The 2652-nt window shown below is 54.1% G+C and carries 3 protein-coding genes and 1 pseudogene; 2 read left to right on the plus strand and 2 right to left on the minus strand.

Annotated elements, in window-relative coordinates; genetic code table 11:
- Together ACR0FG_RS20785 and ACR0FG_RS20790 are read left to right on the plus strand one after the other, a co-directional pair.
- Positions 1 to 361, plus strand: a 361-nt coding sequence (locus ACR0FG_RS20785) for a superoxide dismutase (protein ID WP_480895255.1), incomplete at its 5' end; no start/stop codon positions are given.
- 284 nt (positions 362 to 645) lie between these two features.
- The gene (locus tag ACR0FG_RS20790; protein WP_170396355.1) at positions 646 to 1098 is read left to right on the plus strand and encodes a baeRF12 domain-containing protein; all 453 of its coding nucleotides are present in this window, start codon (positions 646 to 648) and stop codon (positions 1096 to 1098) included.
- 49 nt (positions 1099 to 1147) lie between these two features.
- Here ACR0FG_RS20790 and ACR0FG_RS20795 read toward each other — a convergent pair whose 3' ends face one another.
- Positions 1148 to 1699, minus strand: coding sequence for an LOG family protein (locus ACR0FG_RS20795; RefSeq protein ID WP_480895257.1), 552 nt, complete (start codon positions 1697 to 1699; stop codon positions 1148 to 1150).
- Positions 1700 to 1864: 165 nt separating this feature from the next.
- A pseudogene (locus ACR0FG_RS20800) lies at positions 1865 to 2527 on the minus strand (cryptochrome/photolyase family protein); the annotation flags it as partial.
- Between the last annotated feature and the right edge of the window lie 125 nt (positions 2528 to 2652).

The following is a 2652-nucleotide window of genomic DNA, read 5'->3' on the forward strand; positions in this document are numbered from 1 at the left end:
GAACCACTACCAGTTCTGGGAGATGATGGGCCCCGGTGGCAACGCGATGCCCGGTGAGCTGGAGAAGGCTCTGACCGAAAGCTTCGGTTCGGTTGACGAATTCAAGTCGCAGTTCAGCGCTGCCGGTGCCGGTCAGTTCGGTTCCGGCTGGGCGTGGCTGGTCAAGAATGCCGACGGTTCGTTGGCAGTGACGAAAACTGAAAACGGCGTGAACCCGCTGTGCTTCGGTCAAACCGCACTGCTTGGCTGTGATGTGTGGGAGCACTCGTATTACATCGATTTCCGCAACAAGCGTCCGGCGTATCTGTCGAACTTCCTCGACAATCTTGTAAATTGGGAAAACGTCGCCTCGCGGATGTGATTTCCACTTGGTAGAACTTAATGAATGGCCCGCTGGCAGTGATGCTGGCGGGCTTTTTGTTATGAATTGATGGGTGGCCGGTAAAAAACTGCCGGTACGTCAACTTTCATTATTCCACCTATTGTGCACGGCCTTTCAGCACCTACGTAAAGTAGGCGGAGGGAGAGTACCGCCAATCAACCAAAAACCTATCAAAATGCGAGCGAAACACCAACGCCGCATCGTTAAACAGGTGTGTCTAAGGGACAGGCGAAGGCCAACCTAAGCGATACAGGAGATCACGAATGGCTGCACTTGAACAGGGAACATGGGTTATCATCGCCGATGGGGAAAAAGCGCTGGTGATGGAGAATATCACGGACGCACAGGACCCCAACTTGGTCGTCGTGTCGGTCGAAGAACAGGACGCAGCACCGACCAAGCCAAGTGACAGGGCAGGGCGGCGACCCGATACGGGACCGAACCAGAAATCTGCAGTTGAAGAGGAGACATGGAAGTCCCACGCAAAATCTCTGTTCGTTCAGGATGTGGCGAACCTTCTGAATCGCAAGGGGCTGAAAGGGGCCTATAAACGATTGGTGTTGGTTGCCAGTCCGCATGTTCTGGGCCTGTTGCGCCGTCGGCTGCACAGTGAAGTGCTGGCAAAGGTTGTGGCCGAAGTCGACAAAACACTCACAAACCACCCGTTGCACAAGGTCGAACGGATACTGAAGACTCGGTTGGCGAAACCTGCCTAAACGAATACTGAGACTCGGGCGGTTTGCGCCGCCCGATTGCCAGTTTTTCTTAGTTCAGTAATTTGCGAAGCGCGGACATGGTCGCATCCGGTGTGTCGACCCAGGTGATGAATTCTGCCAGAGAACCATCTGCAAACCCCTGACCGATCAGTTGATTCAGCAGCGTGTGCAGCGTGTCCCAGTACCCGTCAACATTCATCACCAGAATGGGTTTGTCATGAAGCCCCAGTTGCCGCCATGTCAGTGCTTCGAAAAGTTCGTCCAATGATCCGGGGCCGCCGGGCAGGACAACTACGGCATCCGCGTTCATGATCATCACTTTTTTACGCTCGTGCATCGTCTCGGTCACGATGAACCGGGTAAGGTCGGTCTTGCCGACCTCGCGCTGAAGCAAGTGCACCGGGATCACCCCAAATGTATCGCCGCCGGACGATTGTGCCGCCCGCGCGACCTCGCCCATAAGACCCACATCTCCGGCCCCGTAGACCAGCCGCCAGCCTTCGTTGGCCAACAAGGTTCCAAAGCTGTGGGCAGCGGCGGAGTAGGCAGGATTCACACCATTATGGGCGAGCGTTGTATTCAAGACTTGTTTCGGCGTCAAAAGTCCAATGTTCAATGCGGGCGTCAGGACAGCGTGCCAAAGCCAGCTTTCGCCTTCGACAATGGCATCCTCATAATCGCCAAACCGATCAAAGCGCCGTTCCAAAAACTGATTTAGCCAGTCGGCAGCTTCTTTGTGGAATGTTGGGTAATAAAGACGATCCAGTGTCCCCAGAGCGTCCGGAAACTCGGCAAGAACGCTGTCTTTTGCCGTTTGATCAATTGCATCATGGGTCGGCCAATCAATCCAAGGCAGGCTCTTGAGCAGCGCTTTGGGGACTTTCTTTCGATTGTCTTCGTCATAGCTCCACTGCCCGCCCACCGGTTGATCGCCATTCATCAGCACGTTCAAACGGCGGCGTTGGCTTTTCTAGAACTCCGCCATGAACCAGCGCTTGCTGCCGGTCGACCAAGCCAGGTTATAGTCTTGTGTGTTCAAGAAGCCTGGGGACGGCTTTAAGTTGATTATGATGTTTGTAATACCCGCCGCCGCACTTAGGCGTTTTTCGGCGATAAGATCGACAGGATCGACCATGTTCACTAGATCAACGCCGAGTTCTTGCACGTTCTGAAATAACCGCAAACACGAACCCGCCTCCCGTTCATAGGGCCAGATCGTCGCGTCGAAACCCTGCCTAATCAGATCGTCGCGATATCGGGCCATCGATGACCGGTGCAGCCAAAGCTTTTGCTTGTGCATGTTGGCGGGATATATCGGGTCGCCAAAGAATAGAGGCTCTTCAAAGAGCACCACTTTGTCCGGCTGGGGAGGCAGACTGGGATGTTGAGCAAACAGTTGGTTAGGGAGCAGCAGGGCAGCGGTTGACAAACTGAGATCTCACTTCGTTACAGCGATAAAATTCAACTGGCTCAGAACGTTCGGTATCTTTTTCTTTAGTCCGAAAAATGCCGCCTCCGCGTGGGTCCATGAGACAGCGTCGTAAGGGCAAATTA

Source organism: Ruegeria sp. E1 (genome assembly GCF_056534225.1).

Excerpts from the sequence above, each read along its gene's own strand:
- ACR0FG_RS20790 (WP_170396355.1), top strand. The coding sequence starts at position 646 with ATGGCTGCACTTGAACAGGGAACATGGGTTATCATCGCCGATGGGGAA.